This window comes from Streptosporangium sp. NPDC001559, from assembly GCF_042893955.1.
Taxonomy (GTDB): Bacteria; Actinomycetota; Actinomycetes; order Streptosporangiales; family Streptosporangiaceae; genus Streptosporangium.
On record NZ_JBIAVG010000006.1, the window covers coordinates 246,347 to 272,180 of the forward strand.

Here is a 25,834-nt window from a genome sequence, read left to right on the forward strand (position 1 = left end):
TCTGTCTCATCGGCGGTTGGCCCTCACGGCCGCGGCCAGCGGGGTGTGCGGCCCCGCGGCGAGGATCAGCTCCTCCTGCAGACGGCGCCTGGCCTGCGGGGTCAGCCGGTGGAACTGCGGCCCGGGGACGTATCCTCCGGCCTCCTCTCCCGCCTTGACCTGCGTGACCAGGCCCGCGTGACGCAACGTCCGCAGCGCCGCGTCCAGCTCGCCGACCGGCAGCCTGGTGTGCCTGCGCAGTTCGTCGGCCTGGGCGGGGAACGGAGACAGCCAGCTGTCGGCGGGCAGCAGCCCGTCGGCGCGGGGGATGGCCACCGAGTGGACCAGCACCAGCACCAGCACCGCGCGCTCGGCCTCCCCGAGGGAGGACCCGGCCAGCGCGGCCGTGCCGTCCTCGTAGCCGGAGGTCCACCGCTCACGGTCCTGGACCAGGACGCGGCCCCGCCGCCGCAGCATCTCCGCGACCGTACGGCGCGGCGCCGGATCGCGCAGCGCGGGGAAACGCGCCTCGCCGACCGGTTCGGCCGCGTGCTCGACCGCCATGAAGGCGGCCACGATCTCGGCCCTGCGCCGCTCGTCGAAGGGGGCGAGCAGGTCCTCGTCGACCCCGTCGGGCTCGGAGACGCTCGCGGTCGCGCCCGCCCCGGCCTCCTCCCCGGCGGCCTGCCGTCCGGTCCTGTCCTGTGCCCCGTCCGGGGCGGGCAGGACGTCGAGTCCGGCGGAGCCGTCCTCTCCCGAGGGGAGACGCCGCAGCAACTCCCTGAGCTGGGCGTGGGAGGCGGCGGGCCAGCAGGCGCAGCGGGGGCCGAGCCGTACGAGACCGGCGTCGACCTCAAGCCAGGCCGAGTCGTGCAGGCGGCGCAGCGCGCCGATCGCCCAGTTGCGCATGAGGTCGTCACCGCGGCCGATCAGCGCCCGGTAGGCGGACAGCACGTCCTCGACCGGCGCGGCGGAGCCGGGCCACGGATCCGCGGACAGGTCGTTCCAGCAGCACTTCAGCGCCGCGGCCAGCACCCGCCTCGTCTCCCCGGCCCGTTCCACGTTCACCGGTGCGACCTGGTACTCGTCGAGGAGGGACGGCGTCGCCCCGTCGGGCCAGGCGGGCAGCGCCGTACCGGTCCCGTCGGGGTTGCCGAGCCGGATCATCCCCGGGGGAGCGGGTTCACCCGCGCCGAGTGCGAGGGGGCCGGTCGCCCTGGCCCGCGCGTGCGCCAGCTCAGATGTCATGGCCCGTCCTCTCCAGGAGCCCGTGCGAGAGCCATGACGGCTCCCCGTCAGGGTCCGCGGTGAGGGCGTCCGACCAGCGCAGCCGGTAGGGGGACTCGGGACGGAGGTCGGCCGAGACGAGGTCGGCCAGCAGCCTGCGCGCGGAGACCCACTCGCCGTCCGCGGTGAGCAGCTCCTCAAGCCGGGCGCTCGGCCGCCCGGCGAGGGCCGCCTCGGCGACGGCGGTGAGGTGGTCGAGCCCGCCGCCACCGGGCTCGTGGGAGTCGGCGGGACCGGGATCGGGCAGCGCGGAACGCGGCGGCGTCGGCTGCGCGGGGGCGGGACGGGGGCTCTCGTCAACGGCCCTGACGATCGCCGCCGGATCGTGCCACGGCGCGGGGACGTCGAAGACGAACCCGTCGAGCACGGCGGCGAGCCGCTCTCTGGACGCGGTCTGGGCGAACGTCCGCCAGGTCTCGGCGGGCAGCAGGGTGAGGTTCCTGGTCGTGCCCGCGGAGTCGGCCAGACGGCCCGCGGCCCGGCGGGAGGCGTCGCTGTAGGAGTAGATCGAGGCGCGCAGCTCGGTGCAGGTGCGGTCCAGGTCGGGCCAGCGGGTGAGGATCGTGGCGTGCAGGCTCTGTGCCCTGCGGGCGATCTCCTCGGTGCCCCAGAGCTTGGGCGCCTGCTCACGCAGCTCCTCGATGGTGCCGCCGGTCAGCGTGATCAGCTCAAGCGCCCACAGCCTGAAGGCCCGTGACAGGTTCTGCGCGCTGAGCCGCGCCTCCTCCATGGTCGTGCGGGGGTCGGCGACGTTGAGGTCCTCCAGGGCGAGCAGCCGGTGCATCTCCGACTGGCCGCCGTCGTCCATCATCCGCCGGACGAACATCAGCCCGACCACGCTGGTGAACGACGCCCGGTAGCGGAGCTGGTTCGGTTTGGGGAAGACCTCACGGATCGCGCCGAGACCCCTGAGCACCCGCAGGCGGTTCTCGAACAGCTCAAGGGGGTAGGCCCGGCAGACGTGCCGCATCTGCTCGTGGGTCAGCCACTCCTCGCCCGCCTCGGCGAACGCCGCGAACAGCGTCTCGGCGATGTCGACCAGCACGGGGTCGTCCACCACGGCGCCGCTGTCGCGCGCGAGCGCGGCGAACATGCGGCGGTAGGTGGCGAGCACGGCCTCCTCGGAGAGGGCCGAGTCGAGCGTGATCTCGTGGTTCGTCTCTGGCACGCGCCCTACCGTAAGGCTTGGGCCCGACAATCACGGCCCTGACGCCGTACGGCACCGGGCCCGCGGTGGGGCCGTACGGCACGTGAGACGCACGAAGATGATCGACGGGAAAGGGGACGGGGGTTCCGGCTGGTTCACAAAGGATAATGGATCAGGGTGAATTCCCGATCATGCGTGATATTTCCTGATATCTGCCGTGCTTAACGGATTGTTGCAGTCGTTGAACGTTTGCGTTTGAGGTCCATTTTGTGATCGTGGACGGGGCGGAGGCGGCCGTGGACTGGACCGTGGGCGCAGGCCGGGGCAGGATGGATTTCACCTGGTCTGGGGGTGGGAGGGCCGTTCCGGCTATCCGATTGTTTGGATTCGCGCCCCCGGGGAGGCGTAATTCGTGGGGGGTGGGTACTCGTCTGGCCTATCCGGGTGGCGAACGGTTCCGGCGGGTAGCACAATGATTTCCGCGGGTGACATCCGGAGCAATTAACACATAAGCTTCCCGCCGAAAAGGGGACACGACCCGTGATAAGCGTCCTGATCGCCGAGGACATGCACCTCGTTCGCGGAGCGATGGCCGCGTTGCTCTCCGTCGAGCATGACATCAAGGTGGTCGAGGAGGTCGGTCACGGCGACGACGTGGTGCCCTCCTGCCTGCGGGCCAGGCCGGACGTCGCCCTCCTCGACATCGGACTGCCCGGCACCGACGGCCTGTCGGCGGCCTGCGAACTGGGCAGGGTGCTGCCCTCCTGCAAGGCCGTCATGCTGACGGGCCTGGCCACCCCCGCCGCGTTACGGCGCGCGCTCGACGCCGGGGCGCGCGGCTTCGTCGTCAAGGACGCCCCGGCGGGAGAGCTCGCCGAGTGCGTGCGCAGGGTCGCCGCGGGCGAGCGGGTCATCGACGCGGAGCTGGCCGTCGCCGCCCTCCACGCGCGGGAGAACCCGCTCACCGCCCGCGAGCTCGAGGTGCTCAAGGTCGCGGCAGAGGGGGAGCCGGTCAACGAGATCGCCAAACGGCTCTTCCTCTCCGGCGGAACGGTCCGAAACTACCTGTCGCGGATCCTCGCCAAGATGGGGGCCAGAACCAGGGTCGAGGCGGTCACCATCGCCCAGGAGTCGGGCTGGCTGTGGCCCGAGGACGTCAGGCGGATCGGCCTGATCCGCTACCGCTCACGGGCCTGATCCAGGCGACCTCCCGGTTCGAGACCGGTGTGCCGGGCGAGGAAGGCCAGCATGTCCGCGGCCAGGCCGACCGACCGGCTGACCGACCTGGCCCCGTGTCCCACGCCGTCCTCGTGGCGCAGCACGACAGGCCTGTTCCCCGAGGTCGCCCACTGCAGGGCCGCGCACATCTTGCGGGCGTGGAGGGGGTCCACCCGGGAGTCTCCGCCGAAGGTGGTCAGCAGCGTCGCCGGATAGTCCGTCCCCTTCTCGACCCGGTGGTAGGGGGAGTAGCCGAGCAGCCAGCCCAACTGCTCGGGGTCGTCTGCCGAGCCGTACTCACCCCGCCAGGAGGGACCGAGGCCGGAACGCTCGTAGCGGACCATGTCGAGCAGCGGGGCCGAGCAGACCACGGCGGCGAACAGGCCGGGACGCTGCGTCAGCACCGCGCCCGCCAGCAGGCCGCCGTTCGACTCGCCGCACACGCCCAGCTGGGCGGGGGTGGTCCAGCCCTCCGCGACGAGATGTTCGGCCACGGCGACGAAGTCGTCGAAGGTGTTCTGCTTGCGGCCGAGCGTGCCCGCCCTGTGCCAGTCGGCTCCTTCCTCGCCGCCGCCCCGCACCTGGGCGAACGCGAAGATCCCGCCCGCCTCCACCCAGGGCAGCACGTAGCCGGAGTACGACGGCGCCAGCGGGCGCCCGAATCCGCCGTAGCCGTACAGGACGGCAGGCCGGGGACCCACGCCAGGGCGGGCGAGGACGACCACCCGCACCGGGGTGCCGTCGGCCGAGACGCAGACGAACCGGTGGGACTCGACCTCGGGCACCTCGACGGCGCCGGGTGCCGCCTCCCAGAGCGTGGTCCGCCCGGTGCGCGCGTCGTAGCGGTGGACGCCGACCGGGGTGACGCCGTCGGTGTAGGTGAACCAGACCTCGTGTCCCCCCTCAGGACGGGTGGACATGTGCCCGACGGAGCCGAGGCCGGGCAGGGGGACCAGGCCGAGCCGTTCCCCGGTCACCGGGTCGTGGACGCCGATCTCGCCGGTCGCGTGCCGGGTCCGGCCGACCAGCAGCACCGGCCCCCCGGCTCCCTCCGCGATCGCGAAGTCCCCGATCACCGCCTCCGGGTCGGGGCCGACCAGTTCGCTCCAGCCCTCGGGTGAGGGGCGCTCCGGGTCGGCGACGCACAGTCGGCCACGGGGCGCGTCCCGGGTGGTCAGCAGGTACAGGCGGCCGTCGGGACCGACGGCGGCGACCGTCACCGCGTCCGTCCCCTCCTGGACCGTCCGCAGCGCGGGCCGTTCGGGGGACGAGGCGACCAGGTCGGCCAGCCACAGGTCGTTGCCGCCGGGACGGCCCGCGGAGACCGTGAGCCAGCGCCCGTCCCCGCTGATCCCCAGGCCGTAGGAGCGTTCCTCGGCACGGACCACGATGTCGTCGTCGGCGGGGGTGCCGAGCCGGTGCAGGCAGACCCTGCGCCCGCGCACGTAGAAGAAGGCCTTCCCGCCGGGCAGCCACGCGACCGGCGAGTAGCGGCAACGGTCGATCGGCCCGTCCACGACCTCGCCGGTCACGACGTCCGCGACGTACAGGCGCGAGTGCTCGTCCCCGCTCCTGGACAGCTGGAAGGCCAGCAGACGGCCCTCCGCGTCCGGCTGCCAGTGGTCGAGCGTGACCAGGCCGCCGGGGTCGAGCACCCCCGGGTCGACGAGCGCCCTGACGTTCTCCCCCGCGGCGGCGGTGTACAGCACGGCGTGCTCCTGCCCGGCCGTGCGGCGCAGGAAGAAGCGGCGCCCGCCCCGCCACATCGGCGTCCCCGCGGTTCCCGCCTCGGTGAGCGAGGCCACCCTGGCGTGCCACCCGTCGCGGTCGGGCAGCGTGGCGGCGTGGGCACGCCACAGCTCGTCCTGGGCGGCGAGCCAGTCGCGTGTCCTCGGGTCGTCCCCGTCCTCGAGCCACCGGTACGGATCGGGTACGGCCCGCCCGCACAGAAGGTCGACGACCGGTTCCCGCTCGGCGGGCGGATAGATCATGGGACGAGCTCCTGGTTCTCGGCGGGGTTCCAGTGCCCGGCCAGTTCCGCGTACGGCGGGCACGAGGCGAGCAGTTCGTCGTGGGTTCCCATCCGGACGTCGACGCCGTCCATGACCAGGATCCGCCGGGCCCTTCTCGCGGAGGTCAGCCGGTGGGCGACGACCAGCAGCGTGCCGCCCCTGCGGGCGAAGGCCTCCTCCGCGACGGCCTCGGCGACCGGGTCCAGATGGCAGGTCGCCTCGTCGAGGACCACCAGGCGGGCGGGGCTCAGATAGGCGCGGGCCAGGGCGACGAGCTGGCGTTCGGCGGGGGAGAGCAGGCCCGGATCGACCTCGGCCGAGTGGCCGCCGAGCCTGGCGACCAGGGCGGTCAGCCCGACCGCGTCCACCGCCTCCTCGACGGCCTCGACCGGCGTTCCCGCAGCGGCCAGGTAGGTCAGGTTCTCCAGCAGCGTTCCCCGGAAGACGTAGGCCTCCTGGGGGATCAGCACCCGGCTCGCCGGATCGAGCAGGCCCGCGGGGACGCCGCCGACGAGGACCTCGCCCGCGTCCGGCGGCAGCACCCCGGTGACGAGCGCGGCCAGCGTCGACTTGCCGATGCCGCTGGGGCCGACGACCGCGACGTGGTCGCCGTCCGGGATCGACAGGCCGAGGCCGGCGATCACCGGCTCGGCGTGCGGGCCGTAGGCGAACCGCACGTCGCGCAGCCGTACCCCGGCGTCCCCGGGGGTGCGCCGTTCCACCTCGGGGAGGGGAGGGGCGCCGTGGCGCAGGACGCGTTCGAGCGAGACCCGCAGCCGGACGCCGCTCATCCCGAGCCCCTGCACGAGGTTGCCCAGCGCGGGAGCGAGCGACTGGGTGACGTAGACCAGGGCGCCGAGGATCACCCCGGCGCCGGCCCCGCCGCGTACCAGCCAGGGGGTGCCGGCCAGGATCAGCAGCACCGGCAGCCAGCCTCCGACGGCGAGCGAGGCGGTACGCAGCGCGGTCACCCCGGCCAGGGCGCGCCCGGCCCGTTCCTGCAGCCGCACCTGACGGCCGAGGCCGTCGGCCACCCGCGACCCGGCGCGGCAGGCGGTGATGTCACGCAGCGCGCCCGCCATGTCGGCGAGCGACTCGGCGGTGCGCTCGTCGGCGAGGATGAACTCCCGCTGTCGCCGGGCGAGCGCGGGCAGCGAGAGCAGGAACAGGCACAGGCCCGCGGCGAACGGAGGCAGGACCAGCACGAGCACTCCGGGGGCGAGGGCGCCCAGACCGAGCACGACGCTCACCACGGTGAAGGCGAAGGACCTGACGACCGTGATGACCGAGGCCAGGGCGTCCCTGGCCAGCTCGACCTGGAGGTTGGCCCGGGCGACGGAGGCGGTGCCGGGGCCGTTCCCCGCCGTGGCCGAACGGCGCAGCGCGCCGCCGACGACGTGGTCGAGCAGCTCCTCGCGGAAGGGTTCGACGACGGCGCCGACGGCCAGCACGACCTGGCGCGCGCCCACCGCCGCCACCAGCCAGGCGCCGCCCAGCACGGCGAGCCAGGCGAAGCCGATCCCGGCCCGGCCCGCGGCGAAACCGTCGTCGATGGCCCTGGCCACGGCCAGGCCGACCACGAGGGCGGGCGCGGTCTCGGCGACCGACCAGGCGCCCAGCCTCAGCAGCAGGCGGGGGTCGCGCAGCAACGCCCGGCGGACGGGGCCGCCCGGTACGGCCCTCACGACGCACCGACCCCGGCGCCTGGAGCGCTCAGCGAGGGGTCCCGCGGGCCCTGTGAAGGGTTCTGCGCAGGCTGGAAGACGGCCCGGTAGGCGGGGTCCCGCCACAGCCTGGCGTGCGTGTCGCAGGCGCGCACCCGCCCCTCCTCCAGCCAGACCACCAGGTCGGCGGAGGCGGCGGTCGCGGCCCGGTGCGCCACGATCATCCGGGTACGGCCTCCCAGCTCGCCCGCCAGTGCCCGGCTGACCTGATGCTCGGTGACGGTGTCCAGGCTGGAGGTGGCGTCGTCGAGGACGAGCAGGCGACGACCGTGCGCGAAGGCCCTGGCCAGGCCGAGCCGCTGCCGTTCCCCGCCGGACATGGGGGCCTCGCGCAGCGGCGTGCCGTACCCGAGGGGGAGCCTGCGCACGAAGCCGTCGGCGCACGCGGCACGGGCGGCGGCGTGTACGGCCGTCTCACGACCGTCCGTCTCGGCGACGCCGAGGCCGACGGCGTCGGAGATCGTCTCACCGGCCAGGACCGGGCGCTCGAAGGCGTAGCCGACGGCCGCGCCGAGCGCCTCGGCGGACAGGTCGGGCAGCGGCACGCCGTCCAGGCGGACCTGCCCGGTCTCCGGGTCGGTCAGCCGTCCCGAGAGGGCGGCGAGGTGGGACTTGCCCGAGCCGGACCTGCCGACGACGGCGACCGAGGAGCCGCCGGGGACGACCAGGTCGATCCCGCTGAGCACACCCGCGCCGACACCGCGCAGCTCCAGGGTGCCGGGGCCCTCCGGCAGGGACAGGCCGCCGTAGGCGATCACGGGCTCCTCGGTCAGCTCCGCCAGGCGTCCCGCGGCGGCGCGTGCCCTGGCCAGGCGGCCGACGTGGCCGAGCGCCGCGCCGAGCCCGGCGCCGAGCACGACGTAGCGGGCGGCGGCGTACAGCTCCCCGGCGGTGAGGTCGCCCGCGGCCAGCCGTAGCCCGCCGACGCCGAGCACGGCCACTTCGAGCAGCGGTATCACGGCTCCCGCCCGCACCCCCGCCTGGGCGTTGGCCCGCCACATGTCCATGGCGTGCGCGCGCAGCCGGGGCAGGGGGGCGAGCACCCGGGCCCGCTCCCGCTCCTCGGTGCCCGCCGCGGCGATCGTGCGCGCCCCGGAGAGGGCGTCGACCAGGCGCGCGGCGATGTCGGCCTGCGTCCGCTGGTAGTCACCGGCGAGGGAGGTGGTCGTGCTGAGGAAGGCCCGCAGGACGAGCGCTATGAGCACCAGACCCGCGACCAGGGTCAGGGCGAGCCAGACGTCGATGAGGACGAGAGCGACCAGGCCGCCCGCGGTGGGGACGAGCAGCGCGGCCCCGGTGACGATCGACTCGGGTGCCCGCCCGGTCTCGTCGGCGTTGACGCCCATCCGGGTGACCAGGTCCCCCTCGGGGAAACGGCGGGTCATCGCGGGACCTGCCCCGAGCACGTGCCGCAGGATTCGCAGCCGCAGCCACCGGGTGGCCCGCGCGCCGCCGCCCCCGGCCGCCCAGACGCCCAGCACGTCGCAGGCCGCGATCAGAACCACCACGGACCCGCAGACCATCAGCCAGGTACGGCTCGCGGGCCCGGCCGCCACCAGCGTGTCGACGGTCCTGCCCAGGACGTAGGGGAGCGCGAGCTCGCCGAGCGCGCCCGCCAGGGAGGTGAACGCCAGCACGTACAGCCAGGGACCGCTGTGCCTCAGCGTCCGCGTGACCAGCCGATCCGCCGTCCGCACCGTTCCTCCTTCGCCGCGGGTTCTCGTGGAGGGCTTCCTTGTATTTCCTGCTATTTCCTGAGATTTCTTGGTATTTCCTGGAAAGGGCGATGCCCGGGACGGCTGCCGTCGCCGGCCGTCCCGGGCATCCGCTTGACTAGTGGCAGAGCAGGAGGCTGAGATTGCTCGGCGTGTGGGACTCGCAGCCGAGAACGGTCAGCGTGCTGCCGCCGCCGCCACCGTGGCCGCCGCCGGGGGTCTCCAGGGTCTGCAGGTCGAGAAGAACCATGGTGTAACTCCACTTCTGGGGGAAAAGCGCTTACCGGGGGATACGCGAAGAACCTCGGGGGAGGCTCAGTGGCAGAGCAGGAGGCTGAGGTTGCTCGGGGTGTGGGACTCGCAGCCGAGAACGGTCAGCGTGCTGCCGCCGCCGCCACCGCCGCTGCCGCCGCCGGGGGTCTCCAGGGTCTGCAGGTCGAGAAGAACCATGGTGTAACTCCACTTCTGGTGAGCTGGAAGGGTGAGGGGGTCAGTGGCAGAGCAACAGGCTGAGGTTGCTCGGCGTGTGGGACTCGCAGCCGAGAACGGTCAGCGTGCTGCCGCCACCGCCGCCGTGGCCGCCCCCGGGGGCTTCCAGGCTCTGCAGGTCGAGAAGTACCATGTGATCTACACCTCCTTCGATCTTGGTGTTCGTGGGAGTCGAGGTCGCTCGGCGGTTCACACAGGCGTTGCCTTGGTCAGGGAGCCTGCGCCGCCGGGCGGCCCGGTAAAGGGGAGGAACACCGGCTCGTCGCGCAGCACGGTGCTCATCGCGAAGAGGACTCCGGCCGTGCCGGTCGCGAAGTCCATGGAGAGCCGCATCAGCTGGTCACCGGGGAAGGCCAGGCCGCCCGCGTACGGCAGGGCGTGCCAGCCGAGCCCGCTCAGCTGCGCGGACACGAGGTCGTTCAGGGCCGTCGAACCTCCGGCCCTGGCCCGTCCGGCGCCCAGGGCCACGATCATGCCGGCGCGGCCGGTGAACAGGCCCGGCTGGACGTAGAAGCCGGCCCCGGTGACACGCTCGCAGCCGTCGAGGGCGGTCCTGAGGTCCGCGTCGTCGCGGTGGGCCAGATAGCGGCCCAGCGCCAGGGCGATGCCCACGGACCCCTCGTCGAGATAGGGCAGGACGCGCCAGCCCTGGGTGACCTGGAGGGAACCGTCCTCGCTCGTGGTGCACCGCCGCAGGTCCTGGCGGAGCGCGACGGCCGCGCCGTCGAGCATCGAGGGGTCGCCGCCTCGCTCGTAGGCGTGGGTGAGGAGCAGCGCCGGTCCGCTTGAGCCGTACATCAGTCCCGCGCGGGGGTTGCTCCCGCCGCTGATCTCGGGCACGTCGCCGGGGCCGCCGAGCCGGTCCGCGCAGACACGGGCGATCCGGTGGGCCAGCTCGGTCAGGCCCGTCTCGCCGGTCGTCTCGCCCAGGTGGAAGAGGGTGAGCCCGATGCCGGACAGGCCGCCGAACAGGCCCAGGTCCAGGGCCTCCCACTTCTCCCGCATGCACCGTTCGACGATGTCGAGCGCGTCCTGACGGTGCCCGAGCAGGTCGAGCACGTACGCCACCCCGTGCAGGCCGTCGTAGAAGCCGAGGCCGGTGCCCGGCTCGGGGTCGAGCGCCCCGCGCCGCAGCCACTCCTCGTACTCGGGGAAACGACCGCAACCCGCCCGTTCCAGGGCGTAGAGCACGCCGGCGGCGCCGTGGGCGACGCCGAGACCGCCGCCGGGACGGAACTGGGCGATGTCGCCGGGGAAGAGACGGTCCTTCCGCTCGGGGGTCGCGCTGGCCAGGATGGCCCTGGCCAGCGACTCCCTGACCTCCGGCCAGCCGTCGCTCTCCGGCCGGGGGATCGGGGCGGGGGTCGTCTCCGTCGTGCCGAGGATGGTCGTGACGGCCTCCTCGACCACCTCGGGAGGCACCGGGAAGGTCCGGGTGACGAGCTCGCCCAGGTGCAGGACCTTGGCCCGGTCGAGCGGGAGCATGATGGTCAGCTGTGGCGCGAACAGCCCGAGGCACAGACAGGCCAGGGCGTATTCGTCGATCTCGACGCCGTTGCGGTCGCGCGGAGCCCCGAAGGCCGGGTGGCCGAGACTGGCGCGGGCGTTGTCCTCGGCGAGCGTCGCCACCTCGTAGTCGATCAGGACGAGGCGTCCCTCCTCGGTGACGAGGATGTTGTTCGGGTGCAGGTCGCCGAAGACGACGCCGCGCTCGTGCAGCGCCCGGACCGCCTGCCTGACCTTGGGAAGCATCTCCAGCGCCCAGGCGGTGTAGTCGGCGACGGCCTCCTCGTCGCGGACCGCCCTGGTCAGGGGGTAGCGCTTCACCAGGTGCCGCTGCAGGGGGTTGCCGTCGACGAACTCCTGCACCAGGAAGTGGTGCTCGCCCAGCGTGAAGTAGTCGACCAGCTTGGGCACCGCGTCGAGACCGGCCAGCCTGCGCAGCATGTCGCGTTCGTGTGCCAGCCGTGCGACCGCGTCCCGCCCCGCGGCGTCGAGCCCGGCGTGCGGGCGCCCCTCCTTCAGCACGACCCGCCGCCCGGTGTCCCGGTCCCGTCCCAGGTAGACGCCCCCGCCGTTGGAGAACTGCAGCACACTCTCGATCTCGTACGGCAGGCCGCCGGTGGTGACCGCGTTGCGGGCGGCGAGGTGGGATTCGAGGAAGGCGGGCAGCCGTACCCAGGAGGGGAGGCTGAAGGCGGGGCCGCGGACGTCGGGCACGAGACGCCCCGCGTCGTCCTCGACGGCCAGCACCAGTTCGCCGTTGTCGGCCACGCAGTGCCTGGGCACGAAACCCCCGTAGCGCACGAACAGCGGGCCGTCGCCGTAGCGCAGGTCGCTGAGCACGTAGGGGCCCCTGACGCCGCGCAGCAGCTCGTCGAGCTCCTTCAGGACCAGTTCGAGCTGGGCCTCGTCGACGGGATAGATCGTCACGAGCTTGCCGCTCGACCCGCGGGCGGCGGCCTTGGAGTTCAGCATGGCCATGATCGGCAGGCTGCGCAGGAACTTGAACGCCACACCCCGGGGCACGCAGTAGTCCCACACGACCTCAAGGGCGCGCTCGGCGTCCTCGACGCACGCCGAGACGTGGATCTTCCACCCCTGGGCGGGCGTCCTGCCGTCGGCGGGCGCGTAGTGCATCCAGGTGTCTCCGGCCTGGTGCCTCCAGCCCGGCGGCACCTCCCGGGTCGCCTGGGGGAAGTCGGTGTGCTCTCCCCGGGAGCCGTCGAGGGTGTCGTAAAAGATCCGGTCAGCGAGACAGTAAACCTCATACTGGGCATTCACGGCATTCTCCCTGCTGTCTTCCAGAAGGAAGAATTCCGGATAACCAGAGAAATGACTAGTTACAAACTCCATGGGTCGCATATGTAAAATTCACAGGTTTAATCGTGAGATTGGGTGCTACCTGGGCATTTAGGGTATAAGTGAAAATTATTCAGAAAAACTTTTCCGGCACCTCGGCGACGAGCCGGAACCAGCCGTCCTCGCCGGCCGTCGCCCGCAGTGTGCCGCCGATCCCGGTGACCCGGTGCCGCAGGTTGCCCAGCCCGTTCCCCGCGGTCTCCTCGCCGCCCGGCCGCTCCTCGGGCGGTGTACCGTCCGGTGCCTTGCGCGGCGCTCCGTAAGGCGCTCCGTCGTTGGCCACGCTCAGCCGCAGCAGGCCGTCCCGTCCGGTCAGCTCGATCACGCATCTGCCCGGGTCGCTGTGCCTGAGCATGTTCGTGACCCCCTCACGGACCACGGTCCCCAGCACCGCGCTGACGTCCTCCGGCAGTCCCGGCCGCCCGAGGCTGACCGAGCAGTCGATGCCGAAGCCGGTCAGCAGGGCCTGTGCCCGGGTGCTCTCCCCCCGCAGCGACAGCCGCCGGCTCCCCCTGGAGACGTGACGTACGGCGTGCGCGGCGCGCCGTACCGCCTGGAGCGTCTCGGCCAGTTCCTCGCGCAGCCGTTCGTCGTCCGCCGCGTGCCGGTAGGCCAGCTCACTCTTGATCGAGGCCAGCCAGAGCCAGTGCCCGGCGAGATCGTGGATGTCGCGGGCCAGCTCCTCCTTGGCATGCCGTACGGCTCTGTCCCGCTCGGCGCGCAACCGTCTGACCCTGAGCGCCAGGGCGATCGTGACGCCCAGCGAGACCAGCAGGACCCCCACCGCGACCGCCGTGACGGCGTACGGCTGGTGCGGCATCAACGACCCTTGCGCGGCAGGTGCATATACGGCAATAAAGGCAAAAAACCGTTTAACTGTCAATGAATGAGAACATCATTCGGCGGTGAACGGCGTGAAACGGCGACGCAGGCCGTGCCCTTTTCCCCGCCTTCGTCCTCCTTCTCCGGTGGAACGCGAGGGTCAGCGCGACGGCCAGGCCGGCAGCGGGCTCAGCAGCCAGGCGCCGAAGGCCAGGCAGACGATCGCGACCAGCAGGAAGAGGAAGATCCAGAACCCGGCGGGCAGGACGGTCAGCCGGGCGAGCTGGTCGGCGTCGGAGTCGGGCGTACGGCTGTGGCGGCGCTTGCGGCGCAGCTCCAGGATCGGCCTGACCCCGCCGAACAGCAGGAACCACACGGCGAGCTGGGCCAGGACGGCGTCGACGGCGGGCGGGGAGTACCACGTGAGGGCGAAGATCGCCCCGCCGGTCGCCAGCAGGCTCACCACGCCGAAGAGGTTGCGGATCAGCAGCAGCATGCACAGCAGCAGGGCCAGCACGATCGTGATCAGCGCCGTCACGTGCCCCGCGGAGACCAGCCACGCCCCGCCGAGCCCGAGCAGGGAGGGGGTGACGTATCCGGCGGCGGCGGTCAGGATCATCCCCGGCCCCGTCGGCCTGCCCCGGGTCAGGGTCACACCCGAGGTGTCGGAGTGCAACCGGATGCCCTGCAGCTTGCGCCGGGTCAGCAGCGCCATCAACGCGTGCCCGCCCTCGTGCGCGATCGTGACCAGGCCACGGGACAGCTGCCACGAGGTGGGCCAGGTCACCACGGCCAGGGCCACCAGCGCGGACAACAGCACGGCCCATCCGGGCGGCTCCGTCTGGACCCTGGTCAGGGCCCTCCAGACCTCCGACAACGACCATCTCTCCTTTGAATCTTCCGAACCCTTCGAGTTCCCTGACTCCTTCAGGCCTTTCGCGGTGCCGGAGCAAAGCGTCCCACGACATCCGGTGTGCTGGCGATAAAGCCGTGACGGGACGGTCCCGGCCGGTTCGCCCGCCGTATTCCCGGGCGTTCCTCGACGGTCACCTTCACCCCTGAACCTGGAGTTCCCAATCTCGCTTTCAGGGCTGTCACCAGGCCCGGTCCCCGCTTAAACTCGGTCAGCGGAACATCCGTGATCGGGGGAAATCACGTGAACGATCAGAACGCCGGGCTCATCAAGAGCTTCTACGCGGCCTTCGCCCGCGCCGACCTCGACGCCATGGAACGGTGCTACCACCCGGAGGTCACCTTCGGCGACCCCGTCTTCCTGGAGCTCGAAGGCAGGGGCAGGGTGATGGGCATGTGGCGGATGCTGCTGAGCGGTGAGGGCGGCGTCGCCGTGTCCGTCAGGGACGTCACCGCCAGGCGCTACGACGGCGCGGCGCACTGGACCGCCCGCTACGTCTTCGGCAGGACCGGCAGGCCGGTGATCAACGAGATCGACGCCCTGTTCAGGTTCGAGGACGGCCTGATCGTCCGGCACCACGACGAGTTCGACTTCAGGCGCTGGTCCAGGATGGCGCTGGGCAAGCCGACCGGCCTGCCGTTCGGCTGGACGTCGGTGTTCCGGGACACGATCCGGGGCAGGGCGATGCGGTCACTGGAGGACTTCATGAGGGCCGGATGAGCCGGATGAGGAGACAGGCGTGGCCGATCGGCAGATGCGCAGCATACTGAGCCTGGTACGCGGGCGTTCCGGAGGAGAGCGTGACTCTCCCGAGCGCTCCATGGACCCCCGGGCGGACGATCAGCTACCCCCACCTCGCTCACACGTCATCGACAGCGCGATCTACGTGAACGGCCTCAGGGACGTGACCCCCGAGTCCCTGCCCGAGGCCTTCGCGTTCCTGAAGAAGACGCCGGGCAGCATGGCCTGGATCGGCTTCTACCGGCCGGAGGACTCGGTCATCGTCAACGTGGCCGAGGAGTTCGACCTGCACGAACTGGCCGTCGAGGACGCCATCGTCGCCCACCAGCGGCCCAAGGCCGACCGTTACGGCGACACGCTGTTCGTGGTGCTGCGCCCCGCGAGATACCTCGACGAGGACGAGGAGGTCGACTTCGGCGAACTGCACGTCTTCGTCGGCCAGAACTTCGTGATCACCGTACGGCACAGCGAGACCCCGGACCTGTCCCAGGTCCGCAGGAGGATGGAGAGCGACTCCGAACTGCTCGCCAAGGGGCCGCAGGCGGTGTTCTACGCCATCCTGGACGCGGTCGTCGACGGCTACGCGCCGGTGGTCGCGGGGCTGCAGAACGACATCGACGAGATCGAGGTCGAGGTCTTCAGCAACAAGCCCGGCGTCTCCCGCCGCATCTACGAGCTGTCCCGCGAGGTGATCGAGTTCCAGCGCGCCACCCAGCCGTTGCTCGGGATGGTCGAGGGGCTCATCGCCGGGGCGCCCAAGTACGGGATGGACGAGGAGGTGCAACGGCACCTGCGCGACGTCGCGGATCACGCGATCACCGTGGCCGAGCGGGTCAGCGGCTTCCGGCAGATGCTCCACGACATCCTCGTGGTCAACTCGACCATGGTCGCCCAGGCCCAGAACGAGCACATGACCAACCTCACCGAGGTCAGCAACGCCCAGAACGAGGAGGTCAAGAAGATCTCCGCCTGGGCCGCGATCCTCTTCGCCCCGACCCTCGTCGGCACCATCTACGGCATGAACTTCGAGGTCATGCCGGAGATCCACTGGTGGTTCGGCTACCCGTTCGCGGTGCTCCTGATGGCGGCCGTCTGCGTGACCCTCTACATCGTCTTCAAACGCCGCGACTGGCTGTGACCGAACCGGCCGCCCGCGGTTTCCGTGTTTTCCGCCCGCTGTGAAATGCCTTTCCCGTACGGCGCAGCCGCCGGGCGGACGGGGTTCTCACCGGGCCGGATAAATGAATTTGTCGACATTTCTGTGAAACCCGGCGTCATACCGGGGACACGACAGGGCCCCGGCACGCGGCCGGGGCCACAGGGGATTTGCGGAGCCGCTCAGCCGAGCTTGGCCAGGATCAGGTCGAGCTTGTCGTCCATGGAGTCCATCCGTTTCTCCATGGCGTCCATCCGGCCGCCCAGGGCTCTCACCTCGGTCTCCAGGCCGTCCACCTGCTCGTCGTCGCCACGTCGGTCATGCCATCTCCTGATCGGGGGGAGCCTCCGTCGAACGGCGGACCGGGCGACGGAGGCGTCACATTGCGTGGCCAATTGAACACCACCGACGACGGGGCGGGGATGGTTTCGCGAGGTCAGCCCAGCAGTTTGCGGGCGGCGTCCTCGATCTCGGCCTCGGAGAGCAGCACGTGCCTGGCGGCCTCCCCAAGCGGGACGAAGCTGTCGGAGGAGGTCACCCGGGCGATCCGGCCGGTGAACCCGGCGTCGAGCAGCTCGGCCACCACACTCTCCGAGACGCCGCCCGCGCGCCGGGTCTCGTCGGCGATCAGCACCCGGCCGGTCAGCTCCGCCGCGCGCAGCAGGTCCTCGACCGGCAGCGGGGACAGCCAGCGCAGGTCGAGGACGCGGCAGCCGTACCCCTCGGCGGTGAGCCTGACCGCGGCGCGCAGGCTCATCCGCAGGCCGTTGCCGAAGGTCACGATGGTCAGGTCGCGGCCGTCGCCGTAGCTGCGGGCCCTGCCGATCGGGACGTGCGTCTCGGCCCAGCGCGAGGGCGGCGCGTACGGCGAGAGCCAGCCGTTGTCGCCCTCCTCGAACAGGTCACGGGTGTTGTACAGGGCGATCGGCTCAAGGAAGACGCACACACTGCCGTCGGTCCTGGCGGCGGCCAGGCAGGTGCGCAGCATGGAGGCGGCGTCGTCGGGCCTGGCGGGGGAGGCGACCACGAGACCGGGGATGTCGCGGAGGGCGGCCACGGAGTTGTCGTTGTGGAAGTGACCGCCGAAGCCCTTCTGGTAGGCGTAGGCGGCCACCCGCACGACCATCGGGTTGCGGAAGGCCCCCCGGGAGAAGAACGACAGCGTCGCCGCCTCACCCCTGATCTGGTCGAGCGCGTTGTGCAGGTAGGCGAGGTACTGGATCTCGGGCACCGGCAGCAGGCCGGAGACGCCGGAGCCGAGCGCGAGGCCGAGCACGGCCTGCTCGTCGAGGAGCGTGTCGAAGACCCGCCCGGCGCCGAAGCGCTTCTGCAGCCCCCGGGTGACCCCGTAGACGCCGCCCTTGCGGGCCACGTCCTCACCGAAGACCAGCACGTCGGGGTGGGCGGCGAGCTGGTCGGCCAGCGTCCGGTTGATCGCCTGGGAGAGGGTGAGCGGGCCCTCCTGCTCGGGCAGCCTGCCCGCGAAGGCCTTCTCCCTGGAACCGGAGGAGACCGCGCTGGCCGGGGCGACGGTGCGCGGGGTCCGGGGGGCCAGCGGCTCCATGACGTCGGCGGCCGAGGTCAGACGCGGGCGGCGCGAGCTCTCCAGGGCCATCTTGAGCAGGTGCTCACGCGTCGTCTCGTAGTGCAGCAGCAGCTCCTCCGGCGTGGCCAGGCCCGCCTCGACGAGCAGCCCGGCCGTGGCGACGAGAGGATCGCGCTCCAGATCGGCGTTGATCTCCCGCTTCGTCCGGTAGGACAGCTCGACGTCCGAGCCCGCGTGCCCCATCAGCCGGACGGTCCGGACGTGCAGCAGGGCGGGGGAGCGGTGCTCGCGGACGTGCTGGGCGGCGGCGAGGGCCACGTCGTGGACGTCGGCCAGGTCGCAGCCGTCGGCGGCGAAGTAGGTCAGCCGCGGATGGCGTGCCGCCTCGACCCAGCCCTGCGGCGTCCGCACGCTGATGCCCAGGCCGTTGTCCTCGCAGACGAGCAGCAGGGGCAGCGCCACTCCCTGGTAGGAGACGTAGCCCGCGGTGTTGAGGGCCGACAGCGCGCTGGCGTGGTTGACCGACGCGTCGCCGAAGCTGCACACCGTGATCGCGTCGTCCGGCCAGGCCGAACGCAGGCCGAGTGCCCGGGCGCGCTCGACGGCGAAGGCGACCCCGACCGCGCGCGGCATGTGACTGGCGACCGTCGAGGTCTGCGGGATCACCGCCAGGTCGGGGTGGCCGAAGACCTTGTGGCGGCCGCCCGCGATGGGCTCCTCCGCCGAGGCTGTCAGGCCGAGCAGCACGTCGCGCAATCCCTGCTCGGGCAGCCGTCCGGCCATCGCGGACCTGGTCAGGTAGAAGGCCCCCGAACGGTAGTGCAGGAGCGCGGGGTCGGTGACGCGCAGCGCGGCGGCGACCGCGGCGTTGCCCTCGTGCCCCGAGGAGCCGATGGTGTAGAAGCCCTCCCCCTGGGCGCGCAGCCAGCGGGCGGCCACGTCCAGGAGCCTGCTGCCGAGCTGGAACTCGAACAACTCCCGGCAACGGGCCCCGGTCAGGCTCGTGCCCTCACGCACGGGAAGGCCGGGATCACGCGGGGCCCCCGGAGACAGGGCGGCCACCGCCTCGGTGAAATTGGTCTCAACTGCGTCGCGCGCCACAGCCCGATTATGTCCCCATCGGAGAGTGCCGCACCGGCACCTTGACGTCTTTGGCGTCACGCCCCGCCCGTTTTGCGGCGTCGTGCCTGATGGGAGGTGTCGTCGGTGAAAACTCACACCATCTGCCGGATTTATCAACCAATAGACCGAATTGTGTGTCTATTTGACCTAATGATGCTTAGGTTTCGGCTGGGCGTACCAATGGAAGAGTGAGGGGCCGAAAGGAGACGCATTCCTTCCCGGACGACCGGGACATGCGGTCCCGTTCGCCTCACTGTTAACGATCGCTAACTTTCGTCGTCGTTCAGCGTGGCGAGGGCCGTACGGGCCATGCCGAGCAGCAGGCGCGCCATCGCCTCTCCGGGCAGCTCGCCCGCGCTGTGCGGGGTCGAGTTGAGCAGGCCGAAGACGGCGTGCGTCGCGGCGCGCAGACGGGCGGGCGGGCACGCGGGGTGCAGTTCGCTCAGCACCGTGACCCACTCCTCGACGTAGAGGCGCTGGAGCCTGCGGATCTGGCGCCGGGCGGGCTCGGGGACGTTGCCCAGCTCGCGGTCGTGCACGGTGATCAGCGAGGGATGGCTGAGGGCGAACTCGATCTGGCCGCTGAGCAGGGCGTTCAGCGCGGCCTCAGGGCCGGGGGCGGTCGTCACCCGGTCCGCGGCCGAGGCGTGCAGGCGCTCGCTCACGTCGAGCAGCATCTCGGCGAGCAGTGCCTCCTTGCCGCTGAAGTGCCGGTAGAGGGCGGGGCCGGAGACGCCGACCGCGCCGCCGATGTCCTCGATGGAGACGCCGTGGAAGCCCCGTGCCGCGAACAGCTGTGCCGCGGCGTCCAGGATCTCCACGCGTCGCGTCCCTCGGTTGCGGGCAGGGGTCCGAGCGGCTGTCACATCTCGCATAGTAGACGCTGACGTTAATGGTGACTAACATCGGCGATGACGTTAGCGACCGTTAACCCGCGACGACGGAGTCGGGGACGGCCCGGACAAGGGGGCTCGCATGAGTGGCTGGCCGGTGCTGCGAAGCGCCTGCGATCCTGGCGGTGAGGGGTTCAAGGGCAACGCGGAGACCAACGAGCGGCTCGTCGCCGATCTGGCCGAGCGCGTCGCCGCCGCGGGGGAGGGCGGTCCCGAGCGTTCACGCGCCAGGCACGTCGCCCGGGGCAAGCTGCTGCCCCGCGACCGCGTCGGCACCCTGCTCGACCCGGGCTCGCGCTTCCTTGAGCTCTCCCAGCTCGCCGCGACCGGAATGTACGGTGACGAGGCCCCCGCGGCCGGGATCATCACCGGCGTCGGCCGGGTCTCCGGGCGCGAGTGCGTGGTCGTCGCCAACGACGCCACCGTCAAGGGCGGCACCTACTACCCCGTGACGGTCAAGAAGCACCTGCGGGCCCAGGAGGTCGCCCTCCACAACAACCTGCCGTGCCTGTACCTCGTCGACTCGGGAGGCGCGTTCCTCCCCAAGCAGGACGAGGTCTTCCCCGACCGAGAGCACTTCGGCCGCATCTTCTACAACCAGGCGACCATGTCGGCGCGCGGCATCCCGCAGATCGCCGCGGTCCTCGGCTCCTGTACGGCCGGCGGCGCCTACGTCCCGGCGATGAGCGACGAGGCGGTGATCGTCCGCAACCAGGGCACGATCTTCCTGGGCGGCCCGCCGCTGGTCAAGGCGGCCACGGGGGAGGAGGTCACCGCGGAGGAGCTAGGCGGCGGCGACCTGCACGCCAGGGTCAGCGGCGTCACCGACCACCTGGCCGAGGACGACGCGCACGCGCTGCGGATCGTCCGCGACATCGTGGCCACCCTGGGCCCACGGTCCCCCGCCCCCTGGGAACGCGTCCCCGTAGAGGAACCCGCGCACGACCCCCGCGACCTGTACGGCATCGTCCCGGCCGACACCCGTACGCCGTACGACGTGCGGGAGATCATCGCCCGCGTCGTGGACGGCAGCCGCTTCCTGGAGTTCAAGGCCGAGTACGGCTCCACGCTCGTCACCGGTTTCGCCCACATCCACGGTCACCCCGTCGGCATCGTCGCCAACAACGGGATCCTGTTCGCCGAGTCCGCGCTCAAGGGCGCCCACTTCATCGAGCTGTGCGACCGCAGGGGCGTCCCGCTGGTCTTCCTGCAGAACATCAGCGGCTTCATGGTCGGCAGGGCCTACGAGGCGGGCGGCATCGCCAAGCACGGCGCGAAGATGGTCACCGCCGTCGCCTGCGCCAGGGTGCCGAAGTTCACCGTGGTCGTCGGCGGCTCCTTCGGGGCGGGCAACTACGCGATGGCGGGCCGCGCCTACTCGCCCAGGTTCCTGTGGATGTGGCCGAACGCCCGCATCTCGGTCATGGGCGGTGAGCAGGCCGCCAACGTGCTCTCCACGGTCGGCGGCGCCGACCCCGAGGCCATCCGCAGGCAGTACGAGGAGCAGGGCAACCCCTACTACTCGACCGCCCGCCTGTGGGACGACGGCGTCATCGATCCCCTCGACACCAGAACGGTCCTCGGCCTGGCCCTGTCGGCCGCGGCCAACGCCCCCCTCGACCCCGTCGGCTACGGCGTCTTCCGGATGTGATCACCTCATGACACCTGTGACCCAGGCACCCACTCCGCGCGGCATGTTCGGCACCGTCCTGGTCGCCAACCGCGGTGAGATCGCCCTGCGCGTCATCCGCACCCTTGCCAGGCTCGGCGTCCGCTCCGTCGCGGTCTTCAGCGACGCCGACGCCGACGCCCGCCACGTCAGGGAGGCCGACGTCGCGGTACGGCTCGGCGGCGGCTACCTCGACATCGACGGGATCCTGGCCGCCGCGGCGGCGACCGGAGCCCAGGCCGTGCACCCCGGATACGGCTTCCTGGCCGAGAACCCCGTCTTCGCCCGCGAGTGCGCGCGGGCGGGCCTGGTGTTCGTCGGGCCGCCGCCGGAGGCCATCGAGGCCATGGGCGACAAGATCCGCGCCAAGGCGACCGTCTCCGCGGCGGGCGTGCCCGTCGTGCCCGGCGGCGCCGAACCGGACGACGACCTCGCCGAGGCCGCGGGCCGCGTCGGCTTCCCGGCGCTGATCAAGCCCTCGGCGGGCGGCGGCGGCAAGGGCATGGTGCTGGTGCGCTCGGCCGCCGAACTGCCCGAGGCCCTGGAGTCGGCCCGCCGTACGGCCGCGGCGGCGTTCGGGGACGCGACCCTGCTGATCGAACGGTTCGTCGAGGGACCACGGCACATCGAGATCCAGGTGATGGCCGACGCCCACGGCAACGTCGTCCACCTGGGCGAGCGCGAGTGCAGCCTCCAGCGCCGCCACCAGAAGATCATCGAGGAGGCGCCCTCCCCGCTGCTCGACGAGGAGTCCAGGGCGCGGATGGGCGCGGCGGCCGTCGAGGCGGCCAGGGCCGTCGGCTACACCGGCGCCGGGACGGTCGAGTTCATCGTGCAGGGCACGACCGGCGACTACTACTTCATGGAGATGAACACCAGGCTCCAGGTCGAGCACCCCGTCACCGAGCTGGTCACCGGCCTCGACCTGGTCGAACTGCAGCTCAGGGTGGCGGCGGGCGAGCCCCTGCCGCTCACCCAGGACCAGGTACGGCTGCGCGGCCACGCCGTCGAGGCCCGCGTCTACGCGGAGGACCCCGCCAGGGGCTTCCTGCCGACCGGAGGCCGGGTGCTGGCGTTGCGCGAGCCCGAGGGAGTCGTCGAGGGGGTCAGGGTCGACTCGGGCCTGGCCGAGGGCGGGGTCGTCGGCAGCGGCTACGACCCGATGCTGTCGAAGATCGTCGCCTGGGGGCCGGACAGGGACAGCGCGCTGCGGCGCCTCGACGGAGCGCTCGCCGCCACCGCCGTGCTCGGTGTCCCGACCAACATCGCGTTCCTGCGGGCGCTGGTCACCCACCCCGAGGTGGTCGCCGGAGACCTCGACACCGGCCTGGTCGAACGCAACCTGGACTACCTCCTGCCCGAGGGGGGCCTGCCCGAGGACGTGCCGGTCGCCGCGGCGCTGCTGCTGCACCACGGGCGGGTGCCCGCCGTAGCGGCGGTCGCCGACCCCTGGGAGGTGCCGGACGGCTGGCGTCTCGGCGAAGCCGCCTGGACCGTCTGGCGGCTGGAGAACCGGGGCGAGGTCGTCGAGGTCGGGGTGCGCGGGCTGCCCGCGCGCGGCGCCGAGGTCCGGCTGCCCGGCGGAAGCACCGCGCGGGCGAGCCTCTCCCTGGACGGGGGCGAACCGCTGGTCACACTGGACGGGGTCGGCAGGCGCTACAGCTGGGCCCAGGGGGCCGGGGACACGCTCTGGCTGGGGCGTGACGGGGACGCCTGGGCGCTGACCCGCCACCACCTGAGAGACCCGGGAGACCGGGCGGGAACCGGCTCGGGAGGCGACGGAGTCGTCCGCAGCCCGATGCCGGGAACGGTACTGCTGGTCAAGGCCGTGGTCGGGGAGCGGGTCGAACGGGACCAGCCGCTGCTCGTCGTCGAGGCCATGAAGATGGAGCACACCGTGACCGCCCCGGCCGCGGGAACGGTCACGGAGCTGCGGGTCAGGGCCGGGCAGGCGGTCGACATGGACGCCGTGCTCGCGGTCGTCGACGTCGCCGAGGTCTCCGGCGAGGGCGGGGAGGACCGGGCATGATGCGTGAGCCGTACAGGATCGAGGCACGGGGGCTGCCCGAGCGGGTCACCGTCTACGAGGTCGGCCCGCGTGACGGGCTGCAGAACGAGGCGGTCACGGTCCCGGTCGAGGTCAAGGCGGAGTTCGTCGCCAGGCTCGCCGCCGCGGGCCACCGGGTGATCGAGACGACCAGCTTCGTGCACCCGAAGTGGGTTCCCCAGCTCGCCGACGCCGCCGAGCTGCTGGAACGGGTGGAACGGGTGCCCGGTGTGCGCTACCCGGTGCTCGTGCCCAACGAGCGGGGCCTCGACCGGGCGCTCGAACACGGCGTCGAGGAGATCGCGATCTTCGCCAGCGCCACCGAGACGTTCGCGAACAGGAACCTGAACCGGACGCTTGAGTCGCAGTTCGAGATGTTCGAGCCGGTGGTCGCGCGGGCGCTCGGCAACGGCCTGCGCGTCAGGGCGTACGTCTCGATGTGCTTCGGCGACCCGTGGGAGGGGCCGACCCCCGTGGCCCAGGTGGTCTCCGTCGGGCGCAGGCTCCTGGAGCTCGGCTGCTACGAGCTCTCGCTGGGCGACACCGTGGGAGTGGGCACCCCCGGGCACGTGGCCGCCCTCATCGAGGCCCTCACCGGGGACCTCGGCGGGCCGGAGCGGCTCGCCGTGCACTTCCACGACACCTACGGCCAGGCCCTGGCCAACACCCTCACCGCCCTGCGCGAGGGCGTGACCGTGGTCGACGCCTCGACCGGCGGCATCGGGGGCTGCCCGTACGCCGAGAGCGCGACCGGCAACCTCGCGACCGAGGACCTGGTGTGGATGCTGCACGGTCTCGGCGTGGAGACCGGGCTCGACCTTCCCTCGCTGGTGGAGACCAGCACCTGGCTGGCGGAGCGGCTCGGCCGCCCCAGCCCCTCCCGGGTCGTGCAGGCCCTGGGAACGGCCCCGGACGTCAAGGAGTGACGATGCCCAAGCTCGCTGAGGAATACGAGGACCTTCGCAAGACCGTCGAGGAGTTCGCCCGCGACGTGGTGGCCCCGGTGATCGGGGACCTGTACGAACGTGAGGAGTTCCCCTACGACATCGTGCGGCAGATGGGCGCGATGGGCCTGTTCGGCCTGCCGATCCCGGAGGAGCACGGCGGCATGGGTGGCGACTACTTCGCGCTCTGCCTGGCCCTTGAGGAGCTGGCCCGGGTCGACTCCAGCGTCTCCATCACCCTTGAGGCCGCGGTCTCCCTGGGCGCCATGCCGATCTACCGCTTCGGCACGGACGAGCAGCGCGCCACGTGGCTTCCCCGCCTGGCCTCGGGCGAGACGCTGGGCGCCTTCGGCCTGACCGAGCCCGGCGGCGGTTCGGACGTGCCCGGCGGCATGCGGACCACCGCCGTGCTCGACGGGGACGAGTGGGTGATCAACGGCTCCAAGGCGTTCATCACCAACTCCGGCACCGACATCACCGGCGTCGTCGGCGTGGCCGCCATCACCGGGGAGCGGGAGAACGGCAAGAAGGAGATCTCGACCATCCTGGTGCCCTCGGGGACGCCCGGGTTCACGGTCTCGAAGAAGTACTCCAAGGTCGGCTGGAACTGCTCCGACACCCGTGAGCTGTCCTTCACCGACTGCCGGGTCCCGGCGGCCAACCTCCTCGGCCAGCGAGGGCGGGGCTACGCGCAGTTCCTGCAGACCCTCGACGAGGGCCGCATCGCGATCGCCGCCCTGTCCGTCGGCCTGGCCCAGGGCTGCGTGGACGAGTGCCTGCGCTACGTCCACGAGCGCCGGGCCTTCGGCCACCCGATCGGCCACTACCAGGCCATCCAGTTCAAGATCGCGGACATGGAGGTCCGCACTCACACCGCCCGCCTGGCCTACCACCACGCGGCGGAGCGGATGCTGGCGGGCGAGCCGTTCAAGAAGGAGGCGGCCATCGCCAAGCTCGTCTCCAGCAACGCGGCCATGGACAACGCCCGCGACGCCACCCAGATCTTCGGCGGCTACGGCTTCATGAACGAGTACCCCGTCGGCCGTTTCTACCGCGACGCCAAGATCCTGGAGATCGGCGAGGGCACCAGCGAGGTCCAGCGCATGCTGATCGCCCGCGAGCTGGGCCTGTCCAGCCTGTGATATCCCGGCCCCGGCGCCGCCTGGACGGCGGTGCCGGGGTTCGTGCGTGATCTCCATGTTTTCCACACGGAATCTGCATGTGTCCGTGCTTGGCTGGCCTCATGGAGGTCCCCGGGCGTCTTCGGCCGGTGCCGGTCAGGACGGACACGGCCCATGACAGGGCGGGGTGCGCCGTCCTGGTCGCGATCGCGGCGCTGCCGGTGATCGCCCTCGCCGACTGGACGCTGCTCGCCTGGCTCCTCGACCACGGCTCCTGCACCCGGGTGTACCAGGGGTCCATGGAGTGCGGGTACCCCGGCATGATGGAGGCCCTCCTTGTCGCGGCGCCGCTGACCCTGCCGCCACTGGCCGTGCAGATGCGGCTGATCGCCCTCGCCGTACGGCGTGCGACGCGGGGGTGAGGTCC

21 protein-coding genes are annotated in these 25,834 nt (G+C 71.9%); 8 read left to right on the top strand and 13 right to left on the bottom strand.

The window, feature by feature from the left end; genetic code table 11:
* Window positions 1–6: 6 nt before the first annotated feature.
* Together ACFYY8_RS16230 and ACFYY8_RS16235 are read right to left on the bottom strand one after the other, a co-directional pair.
* Complete coding sequence (locus ACFYY8_RS16230) at window positions 7–1,227, bottom strand: hypothetical protein (RefSeq protein WP_390041376.1); 1,221 nt, start codon at window positions 1,225–1,227, stop codon at window positions 7–9.
* Window positions 1,217–2,434, bottom strand: coding sequence for a hypothetical protein (locus tag ACFYY8_RS16235; RefSeq protein WP_390041378.1), 1,218 nt, complete (start codon window positions 2,432–2,434; stop codon window positions 1,217–1,219). The genes ACFYY8_RS16230 and ACFYY8_RS16235 overlap by 11 nt, the downstream gene beginning before the upstream one ends.
* Window positions 2,435–2,953: 519 nt before the next feature.
* On the opposite strand from ACFYY8_RS16235, the gene ACFYY8_RS16240 reads away from it, so the two are divergent.
* On the top strand, window positions 2,954–3,610 hold the full coding sequence (locus ACFYY8_RS16240; protein ID WP_390041380.1) for a DNA-binding response regulator: 657 nt from the start codon (window positions 2,954–2,956) through the stop codon (window positions 3,608–3,610).
* Here ACFYY8_RS16240 and ACFYY8_RS16245 read toward each other — a convergent pair.
* From ACFYY8_RS16245 to ACFYY8_RS16285, 9 genes are all read right to left on the bottom strand, one after another.
* Entirely contained in the window at window positions 3,592–5,622 is a 2,031-nt protein-coding gene (locus ACFYY8_RS16245) for a prolyl oligopeptidase family protein (protein WP_390041382.1), read from the bottom strand. The genes ACFYY8_RS16240 and ACFYY8_RS16245 overlap by 19 nt on opposite strands.
* Complete coding sequence (locus ACFYY8_RS16250; RefSeq protein WP_390041384.1) at window positions 5,619–7,328, bottom strand: ATP-binding cassette domain-containing protein; 1,710 nt, start codon at window positions 7,326–7,328, stop codon at window positions 5,619–5,621. Before ACFYY8_RS16250 ends, ACFYY8_RS16245 begins: the two co-directional genes overlap by 4 nt.
* Complete coding sequence (locus ACFYY8_RS16255) at window positions 7,325–9,064, bottom strand: ABC transporter ATP-binding protein (RefSeq protein ID WP_390041386.1); 1,740 nt, start codon at window positions 9,062–9,064, stop codon at window positions 7,325–7,327. Before ACFYY8_RS16255 ends, ACFYY8_RS16250 begins: the two co-directional genes overlap by 4 nt.
* A gap of 136 nt (window positions 9,065–9,200) precedes the next feature.
* Window positions 9,201–9,332, bottom strand: coding sequence for a SapB/AmfS family lanthipeptide (locus ACFYY8_RS16260; RefSeq protein WP_366280410.1), 132 nt, complete (start codon window positions 9,330–9,332; stop codon window positions 9,201–9,203).
* Window positions 9,333–9,397: 65 nt separating this feature from the next.
* A complete protein-coding gene (locus ACFYY8_RS16265; RefSeq protein ID WP_390041389.1) occupies window positions 9,398–9,532 on the bottom strand; it encodes a SapB/AmfS family lanthipeptide in 135 nt (44 codons plus the stop codon).
* 40 nt (window positions 9,533–9,572) lie between these two features.
* Complete coding sequence (locus ACFYY8_RS16270) at window positions 9,573–9,704, bottom strand: SapB/AmfS family lanthipeptide (RefSeq protein ID WP_352011529.1); 132 nt, start codon at window positions 9,702–9,704, stop codon at window positions 9,573–9,575.
* Window positions 9,705–9,760: 56 nt separating this feature from the next.
* Window positions 9,761–12,355: a class III lanthionine synthetase LanKC gene (lanKC, locus tag ACFYY8_RS16275; RefSeq protein WP_390041391.1), complete on the bottom strand. Its 2,595-nt coding sequence runs from the start codon at window positions 12,353–12,355 to the stop codon at window positions 9,761–9,763.
* A gap of 151 nt (window positions 12,356–12,506) precedes the next feature.
* Window positions 12,507–13,253: a sensor histidine kinase gene (locus ACFYY8_RS16280; RefSeq protein WP_390041393.1), complete on the bottom strand. Its 747-nt coding sequence runs from the start codon at window positions 13,251–13,253 to the stop codon at window positions 12,507–12,509.
* Between the two features lie 162 nt (window positions 13,254–13,415).
* Complete coding sequence (locus ACFYY8_RS16285) at window positions 13,416–14,132, bottom strand: M50 family metallopeptidase (RefSeq protein ID WP_390041395.1); 717 nt, start codon at window positions 14,130–14,132, stop codon at window positions 13,416–13,418.
* Window positions 14,133–14,411: 279 nt separating this feature from the next.
* Between ACFYY8_RS16285 and ACFYY8_RS16290 the strand changes: the two genes are divergently transcribed.
* Both ACFYY8_RS16290 and ACFYY8_RS16295 read left to right on the top strand, forming a co-directional pair.
* Window positions 14,412–14,888: a nuclear transport factor 2 family protein gene (locus tag ACFYY8_RS16290; protein WP_390041397.1), complete on the top strand. Its 477-nt coding sequence runs from the start codon at window positions 14,412–14,414 to the stop codon at window positions 14,886–14,888.
* Between the two features lie 19 nt (window positions 14,889–14,907).
* Entirely contained in the window at window positions 14,908–16,047 is a 1,140-nt protein-coding gene (locus ACFYY8_RS16295; protein ID WP_390041399.1) for a magnesium and cobalt transport protein CorA, read from the top strand.
* 454 nt (window positions 16,048–16,501) lie between these two features.
* Here the strand turns inward: ACFYY8_RS16295 and ACFYY8_RS16300 are convergent, their stop codons facing one another.
* Together ACFYY8_RS16300 and ACFYY8_RS16305 are read right to left on the bottom strand one after the other, a co-directional pair.
* Window positions 16,502–18,712, bottom strand: coding sequence for a thiamine pyrophosphate-dependent enzyme (locus ACFYY8_RS16300; protein ID WP_390041401.1), 2,211 nt, complete (start codon window positions 18,710–18,712; stop codon window positions 16,502–16,504).
* A gap of 287 nt (window positions 18,713–18,999) precedes the next feature.
* Window positions 19,000–19,608 carry a TetR/AcrR family transcriptional regulator gene (locus ACFYY8_RS16305; RefSeq protein ID WP_390041403.1) on the bottom strand — a complete coding sequence of 203 codons (609 nt, stop codon included), beginning with the start codon at window positions 19,606–19,608 and terminating at the stop codon, window positions 19,000–19,002.
* A 100-nt stretch (window positions 19,609–19,708) separates the two neighbouring features.
* Here ACFYY8_RS16305 and ACFYY8_RS16310 point away from each other — a divergent pair, with 100 nt between their 5' ends.
* From ACFYY8_RS16310 to ACFYY8_RS16330, 5 genes are all read left to right on the top strand, one after another.
* Window positions 19,709–21,277 (top strand): carboxyl transferase domain-containing protein, encoded by a 1,569-nt coding sequence (locus ACFYY8_RS16310; protein ID WP_352011538.1) that lies wholly within the window; start codon window positions 19,709–19,711, stop codon window positions 21,275–21,277.
* A 7-nt stretch (window positions 21,278–21,284) separates the two neighbouring features.
* Entirely contained in the window at window positions 21,285–23,324 is a 2,040-nt protein-coding gene (locus ACFYY8_RS16315; protein ID WP_390041405.1) for an acetyl/propionyl/methylcrotonyl-CoA carboxylase subunit alpha, read from the top strand.
* The gene (locus ACFYY8_RS16320; RefSeq protein ID WP_390041407.1) at window positions 23,321–24,268 is read left to right on the top strand and encodes a hydroxymethylglutaryl-CoA lyase; all 948 of its coding nucleotides are present in this window, start codon (window positions 23,321–23,323) and stop codon (window positions 24,266–24,268) included. The genes ACFYY8_RS16315 and ACFYY8_RS16320 overlap by 4 nt, the downstream gene beginning before the upstream one ends.
* 2 nt (window positions 24,269–24,270) lie before the next feature.
* Window positions 24,271–25,428 (top strand): acyl-CoA dehydrogenase family protein, encoded by a 1,158-nt coding sequence (locus ACFYY8_RS16325; RefSeq protein ID WP_390041409.1) that lies wholly within the window; start codon window positions 24,271–24,273, stop codon window positions 25,426–25,428.
* Window positions 25,429–25,529: 101 nt separating this feature from the next.
* Complete coding sequence (locus ACFYY8_RS16330; protein ID WP_390041411.1) at window positions 25,530–25,829, top strand: hypothetical protein; 300 nt, start codon at window positions 25,530–25,532, stop codon at window positions 25,827–25,829.
* Window positions 25,830–25,834 lie beyond the last annotated feature (5 nt).